5 protein-coding genes are annotated in these 6,868 nt (G+C 62.7%); 3 read left to right on the forward strand and 2 right to left on the reverse strand.

What is annotated here, in order from left to right:
- Positions 1-37 precede the first annotated feature (37 nt).
- On the reverse strand, positions 38-1,756 hold the full coding sequence (locus M2428_RS03065) for a hypothetical protein (protein ID WP_277523537.1): 1,719 nt from the start codon (positions 1,754-1,756) through the stop codon (positions 38-40).
- A gap of 10 nt (positions 1,757-1,766) precedes the next feature.
- The gene (locus M2428_RS03070) at positions 1,767-3,686 is read right to left on the reverse strand and encodes a hypothetical protein (RefSeq protein ID WP_277523539.1); all 1,920 of its coding nucleotides are present in this window, start codon (positions 3,684-3,686) and stop codon (positions 1,767-1,769) included.
- A 528-nt stretch (positions 3,687-4,214) separates the two neighbouring features.
- Between M2428_RS03070 and M2428_RS03075 the strand changes: the two genes are divergently transcribed.
- The 3 genes from M2428_RS03075 (at position 4,215) to M2428_RS03085 (ending at position 6,452) form a co-directional block, all read left to right on the forward strand.
- Entirely contained in the window at positions 4,215-4,346 is a 132-nt protein-coding gene (locus M2428_RS03075) for a hypothetical protein (protein ID WP_277523541.1), read from the forward strand.
- A gap of 227 nt (positions 4,347-4,573) precedes the next feature.
- Entirely contained in the window at positions 4,574-5,080 is a 507-nt protein-coding gene (locus tag M2428_RS03080) for a GNAT family N-acetyltransferase (RefSeq protein WP_277523543.1), read from the forward strand.
- A gap of 319 nt (positions 5,081-5,399) precedes the next feature.
- Positions 5,400-6,452 carry a S66 peptidase family protein gene (locus M2428_RS03085; RefSeq protein WP_277523545.1) on the forward strand — a complete coding sequence of 351 codons (1,053 nt, stop codon included), beginning with the start codon at positions 5,400-5,402 and terminating at the stop codon, positions 6,450-6,452.
- Positions 6,453-6,868: the final 416 nt, after the last annotated feature.

The raw sequence follows: 6,868 nt of genomic DNA on the forward strand, positions 1-6,868 counted from the left end.
GCGTCTCCGGATGTTTCGGCGGTCAGATCCGCTCGGGTCACTGCACTTGGAACGTGTGGTCGAAGAGCAGCGTGCAGGTGCATTCACCTTGCTCTTGGACGTTCGCGGAGTTGACCACGCCGCCGAGGCGGCGTGCCGCTGCGATCGGGTCGCCGCCGGTGGGCGACATGTCCATACTCTGGGAGATCACGACCACGGCCCACGTGCCGGACTGCTCCTGCAGAGCCAGGTCGAATGTGCCCGTGTGGTAGGTTGACCTGCCCTTCCAACGATCGACGGAGATTCGGTGCTTGTCAGTGCAGATCGAAGAAAGAAGCCCTTCGCCACTGCCACCCTCGACATCGACCCGAACCATCTCGGGTCCGGTGAGACGGAGCTTCTGCGTCACTCCCTGCTCATCCGTCGACGACGCTTCGTCGACCACGTCGCCGTTTGCGGCAATAGCGCGCGCGCGCACGCGCGTCGTGCGATGGGACACGTCGAGATCGACGTGAGTGCTCGGTGGGATCGCGATGTGGATCGCGGCGTCTGCCGGAATGCCAAGCGAGGTGCCGTGGATCTGGGTGGAGGGGGCGCTGCTCCAGATCCGGAATGGCGCCACCACAACCGGGAAGAGCATCTGCGCCACACCGGGGATCTGCGCGTTGAAACCGTGGACACACACCTGCTCGCGCTCCTTCTCGAGCGCGCCGTCGACGCGGCCACAGATGTTGTTCGGCACCAGCACGCGTCGTGTGATGCGGGAGGGATCGGCGATGGGGAAGCAGTGCGCGACGACGAACAGATCCTGCGTCTTGTCGCGCGCGCGTGTCCACATCTCCGCGCAGATCCGCACGCGCTCCCCGCCGCGATAGACGGGCCGATCGCTGAACACCCGCTTGCCGATGAGCGCGTGCTCGTTGGGACGCTCCTCATCGATGGTGCCACTCGTGGAGCCGCTGGTGGCAACCCGTGTGTAGTCCCAGTGCGTCTTCGCGTTCCACGTGCGTCCAGGGAAAGGCAGGTGCGGCACTTCGGCCTCGAGGTGTACACGCTCACGCTCCGTCAGCGCGCCGGCGGGCGGCACCGTGGTCGTGCGCTGTCCCCAGCGGCTGGGGTCTTCCGCGTCCGCCGCAAGGGCGACCGTCCAGGCCGCCGCGGCGGCCACGTCCAGGATCGCCGTGGCCGCGCTGGGCGCGGTCCAGAAGAACAGGTGCGAAAGCGGTCCGCCGCATGTCAGCCACTTGATCGCGGCGCCGATGTACTCGTCCGTCGGCAGCCACGGCTGAATGCCCTCGGCGCCGATGTCGTCGCCATATACGTGCGCGTTCGAAAGGGCCATCGCATCGCCGCTCACGGCGTCGAAGCAGATGCCGCCGAGGGTGCCGTAGCCGGTGGGAAACGAATGGAAACTGTTCAGGGTCGTCGTCGAAGTGCCGCCGACGAGGGGGTCCTCGATCTCGCTGCCGCGGTCACCAGTTGGCGGATTCTGCGGTGGACAGGTGAGCGTCTGGGCGATCTCGACCTGGATGACGTCCGTCGGATAGCCTCCCACCTCGGTGGGGATCATCGTCGTTCCGAGCTTCTCCAGTTCGCCCCTCGCGGCTTTCGCGCGCACGTAGTACTGCAAGGCTGCGGAGAGCTGTGGCTCTCCCCTCACGAGTTTGAGGCCGACGCCCATCGACAGGAAGTTCGGATCGTCTGCGAGTCGCCTGGATTCTTCAGCGGCCACGTCCACGAGAGGTTTCCGGTTCGGGCTCGGCGTCTCTTGCGGCATGCTTCCTCCCTCAGGCGAAGCGAATGGATAGCTGGTTGATCACGTCTTCGATACGGGACGCCCCGGCCGTCGTACCCGCTTCGATGCCGGCGTGGTTGAGGGCGATGATCGAGTTCGTTCCCTGCTGGAACCACAGTGAGCCGGAGTCGCCCGAGCACGAGAGCGAGTCGGTCGTGTCGGAGTCCTGGCGGAAGGTGACTTGGTTCATGAGCCAGAGCACGTCGCCGTCGTCGTTGAGACGCGGGTACTGGGCGACCAGCGACGACATGACACCGAGTCCGAGTCCGCTGCGCGCGCCGCTCTTGTAGGCGCGCACAGCGGCTTGCGCGGCCGCATCGGACGGATTGTCCGCGAGGTTCTGGAAGATCGCGTCGATCTGCGCATTCGTGAGGAACGTGCCGGGTGTGTCGATCGTGCCGTCGAGCGAAACGATGGGCGTGGTTGTGAAGAACTCGCCGCTCTGCGCGTCGAGTTCAGTGAAAACCGCCGGCGTGAGATCGCGGTTGCCGACCAGTGTAACCACCGCCGCGTCGATCGTCCCGGGCTCCGTCGACAGGGGGTCGACCGCCTGTCGGGCGCTGAGCGCATTGAGGATCGAGCCGGTGAGAAAGCCGATCGACACGCTGTCCCCCCGGTTTGCGAGGTCCGCCGTCGACGACGCCCATGCGGCGATGGTCAAGATGATGGCGATGATGATGAGCAGCGCCTTCCACCATGGATCGTCGTATGGGATCGGGCCGAACTGGCCGGCGAACGACGGGCGATAGTCGACCGTGTAGTCGAGTTTCGTCGGCCACAGAAAGAAGGAGAGCTCGGGGCCTGGGCACTCCGTCCAGTCGTCGCAGCAGTCATCGTGTGTGCCTCCCGCGCAGCAGCACGCGAGGTCACGCCAGATGGCGCAGATGTCGACGTCCTTACCTGCGAGGAATGCCACCAGCTGAACGCGGACCTGTTCCAGCTTGCGCGGATCGCATCCCTGCGTGGGCGTGGTCGAACCACCACCCTCACTACCGCGCATGAATCGGCGGGCGTCACCCAACGCGCGCTTGAACGAGTTGTAGTCGATGGCGAGCTCCTTGATGACGGCCGTCATCGTGCCGACATCGCATCGCGAGGAGAATGTGTTGGTCGACGCGTCGAAGGTCGTGCGCGACACCTGGATCGGTGCCTTCGCTTTCCTGCTGATCAACTCCGTGGCCTCGGCGCCAAAGTCGGAGTCAACCTGCACCTCGACCTGATGCTTGCGCACCTGCGCGGCGCTTACATCGACCTTGAAATAGATCAACCGCGACTCCCAAGCTGGCAATCCGCCTGCCGCCACCTGCCCATTGACGACCGTCTGCCCCAGCGCCGCCTGCTCGTTCGCGCTCCACGCGTCGACCACGTTGGCGCCGCCTGCGGCGAGCCACGCGCGGGATCGCCTGGAGAGTCCGACGCGCGCGGAGGCAGGCCAAGGATGCGTGAAGATGTTCGTCACCCGCACCGCCATGAAGTAGCGGCCCAAGGTGGCCTCGAAGAAGCCTTCGGGCATCGCCTGCAGGGTCTCGGGGCGGATCGCGAATGGCGGCACCTGCTGCGACACGGCGCCCAACTTGTCTACTCGGATGATCAGATCGTTGAAATCTCCACCCGTCTCCGTGGTGATGTCCTCTGAATCGATGCTCATCGACAGCCGAACGCCGATGATGGTTGACGTGCCCCGCAACCAGCTTGGCTGCCATCCCGTCGAACCGTCGTTGTGCTCGATACGCAGAACCCACGGAGCCGTGCCATTGCCAAGGATGTCCAGCGTCTGCCCGGGAACGCCGTCGACGAAGACAGTACCGGCGATGGACCCGCTCGTCGCCACCCGTTGGCTCCAGCCAGCGCTCTTGCTCATCACCGTGATGCGCCAGTCACCGACAAACGTGAGTTGGGTGATCTCGGCCATGGTGATCCCCTTTCTCCGAGGTAGGGGACGCCGTATCTGTCAGTTTCCGGAACCACCCGTTGTCGGACATCCGCGGCGCCAAAACATCGTTGGTCATAAGTGTTTACACCCTGCGTTACAGGAGCGTTATCAGGGGTGGCTTGTAGTGGCGGCTTACCGGACATGAGTGAACTTGCATCCATAACCCGCGAAGCTTGGGCGCAGGAAGCTACCGCGATGGTGCCCCAAAGTGCTGTGATCCGTGAGTGGTTCGGTGAGCCCCCATACGTATTCGCAGCTTCCGACCCAAAGAGGCTTCGCAAGCCAAACAGCGCAGACATGGAGTTCGTCAACTAGTTGCCGTCGTTCAATTGATCCGTGCATTCAGTGACGGTGGATATCCCGTGGAGAAGGAGCCTTGGCTGAGAGCCTTCTTCGCGGCCGATAAGCCTCGGGATCCGTTCTAAAATTGAGCCGTGATCAAGGCAGGCTCTCCCGAGGACATGGACCGGATGGTCGCGCGCCCTGGACGCAGACACGATCCGTTCCATGGAAGACAGCTCACCGATCCGGGACTTCCCGAAGTACGGCCGCCCGCTGGTGTGCGTCAACGGGATCTACGGCAAGGCCGTGGCCTGGTCGCACAGCTACGGCCTCATCGAGCGGGCGGAGGGCTCCTGACAATTCAGGCGCGGGTAACGGTGAGTGTGACGTTGGGGCAGGAGTCTGCGTAGCGGATGAGTGCCACCTCATAAGGAACATGGTTGCAGTAATCCCCCCGTCACCGTGCATTTGATCGTGCGGGTCTTACGTACATAGCGCTTGCCAGGAATCGTGCGGACAGTCCCAGCGGGTTCTTGTAGCACGGTAATCGACCGGCTTACGGGCGGCCACCATATGATCAATTTGTGACCGCTCGAATCCGCTTCGCGACACCGGCTGACTACGCTGCAGTCGAGTCGATCGAAAATGCTGCCGATCGGCTTCTCATTGATCGGCTGCTTCCTGAGCAGTGGCCACCGGCCCCATCTGGCGCTTCGAGAGCTTCAGAGCCCGGATACGTCCTGGTCGCTGAAGCGACCGATACAGGCGCTGTCGTGGGTTTCGTGCACGTCATTGAGTCAGAAAAGATTGCCCACCTAGAGCAACTTTCGGTCTTACCCGAATATGGTCGTCGCGGATATGGGCGCATGCTGATCGATGCCGCGAAGGATGAAGCCCGAGGACGGGGGCATAATCGATTGACGCTGCGCACTTATGCCGATATTCCGTGGAATGCGCCTTTTTACTCGCGAGCCGGTTTTGCGGAGGAAGCCCCTTCGACTGACTTCCACCGCAAACTGGTCCATGTTGAAGACAGCCTGGGGCTTGCTAGGTACGGGCGTCGCGTGCAGATGGTCGCGGTGCTGGAGTAGTTCCTTCTCATCCGTATAGTCCGGTAAGCCATCCCCCTATCGGGCATCAGGGCGTCCGTTGAACCACCGGCTTACGGCTGGGACTACCCGTTTTCCTGGCGGCTTACGGACGTTGGTGCGACTCCGAGTGATCACTGAAGTCGGCCACGAAGCGATCAAATCCACATCCACGTTGAAGGGCGTCTCGGGATTGCTAGGCACGGCTGTCGCATACAGACGGCCGCAGTGCTGGAGTAGGTCCTCCCCGTCGGCCTTGCGGACGTCTTGTGGACCGGCGTGGAAGCCGACAGACAGGGCGACTGACTGCTCTAATGATCTGATGACGTCACAGAAACTGACTGCCCACGCGAAGGCCGGCGCTGGCGATCGGGTTGCGATCCTCTCTCCAGCGTTTGCGGCGCCAGCCGTCTCGGAGGCTGTTCACGAACAGGCCATGAAGCGACTGACGGAAACCACCGGGTTGATTCCAGTCGAATACGCAACTACACGGCAACTCGGCGCAAACGCCCAAGCACGGGCTGCTGACATCACTGCCGCGTTCGCCGACCCCACGATCCGAGCCGTACTTGCGACGATCGGCGGCGACGACCAAGTAACCGTCATCAAGCACATCGACGCCGATGTCATCGCCGACAACCCGAAGCCGTTCCTCGGCTACAGCGACAACACGAACCTGCACAACTTCTTGTGGGGCCTCGGGATCCCCAGCTACTACGGTGGTTCCACACAGGTGCACCTAGGACCAGGCCCACGCGTGGATGACGTGCACCTGGCCTCGCTTCGCGCCGCACTAATCGAAGGCGGAACCATTGAGTTAACCGATCCTGGAGAGTCGGAAGACTACGGCATCCCCTGGACAGACCCTCGCGCTCTGACCCAGTTCGGTGTCCGCGAGGCGACGGAACCCTGGGCATGGTCCGGTCCGACGACGGTGGTGGAAGGACGATCTTGGGGCGGTTGCCTAGAGGTGATTGACCAGATCGCGATAGCTGACCGGGTGCCGGCTGTGGCCGACCTCGAAGGGGCGATCCTGCTATTCGAAACTAGCGAGGAGCTGCCTGCAGCAGACGACGTGAAGAGATGGGTGCGCGCCCTGGGCGAGAGGGGAATCCTCGAAGCCGTCGCCGGCCTGCTGGTCGCCCGCCCGCCCGTCAGCCGGCTAGGGGAACCTGTTCCCGCAGCGGACGAACGAGCCAGACTTAGGAAAGAACAGCGGGAGGTGATCATCGAGCAGGTCAGCACGTACAACCCGGACGCGGTGATCTGCGTCGGAGTTCCCTTCGGCCACACTCGACCCCAATGGATCCTTCCCCACGGAGGATTGATCCGTCTCGACGGAATCACCAAAACAGTTACCGCTGACTACCACTGAAGCGCCCGGTAAACGATCCCTCACAGGACGCTCGTAAGCCGGCTCTGTAGTGGCGCATGCCCGCCTGCCGCTTGGGTGTCCTACAAGGTAGGTCCCGGGCCGACCGCAAAAGGCGACCTAACTCAGAGCGCCCAAAGGCGATTTGACGAGATTTCAGAGAGTGGTTATATTTTTTTCTCGTAAGAAAAAGAGAACGGAAGTTCCCCCACTTAAAGTAGCTGTAGTTGCCTGTTTATGGGGAAGCACCGTTGCAGTAACACCTGGTCGTCGGACAACTTGAGACGGCCAGCGCAACATCAGTAACACCTGGTCGTCGGACAGCTTGAGACGGCCAGCGCAACATCAGTAACACCTGGTCGTCGGACAGCTTGAGACGGCCAGCGCAACATCAGTAACACCTGGTCGTCGGACAGCTT

Origin of the sequence: Arthrobacter sp. ES3-54, from assembly GCF_029504395.1 — a bacterium.
Taxonomy (GTDB): Bacteria; Actinomycetota; Actinomycetes; order Actinomycetales; family Micrococcaceae; genus Arthrobacter.